This window comes from Neisseria sp. HMSC074B07, assembly GCF_001810355.1.
In the GTDB taxonomy this organism is placed as follows: domain Bacteria; phylum Pseudomonadota; class Gammaproteobacteria; order Burkholderiales; family Neisseriaceae; genus Neisseria.
In genome coordinates this window covers 1-272 of record NZ_KV800907.1, presented here as the reverse complement: position 1 = coordinate 272, position 272 = coordinate 1, and the positions used below count along the sequence as shown (strand labels likewise).

The following is a 272-nucleotide window of genomic DNA, read 5'->3' as shown; positions in this document are numbered from 1 at the left end:
TTGGGCTTTATCGGCGCTGTATTGCTGTCCTTGGATGCAGTGCCGCTTGATTTCGCGGCTGATGGTGCTTTTGTGGCGGTTAAGCTGTTTGGCGATTTCGGTGACGGTGCAGTGGCGTGACAGGTATTGGATATGGTATCGTTCGTCTTGGGTCAGTTGTGTGTAGCTCATGGCAATCTTTCTTGCAGGAAAGGCCGTATGCTACCGCATACTGGCCTTTTTCTGTTATGGAAAGTTGCACTTCAAATGCGAATCCGCCGTCGTCTGAAAAC

At 50.4% G+C, this 272-nt stretch carries 1 protein-coding gene; it reads right to left on the bottom strand.

The window, feature by feature from the left end; genetic code table 11:
• Positions 1-171 (bottom strand): helix-turn-helix domain-containing protein (locus HMPREF2726_RS02295; protein WP_148132458.1); only part of this gene is annotated, 171 nt, incomplete at its 3' end.
• Between the last annotated feature and the right edge of the window lie 101 nt (positions 172-272).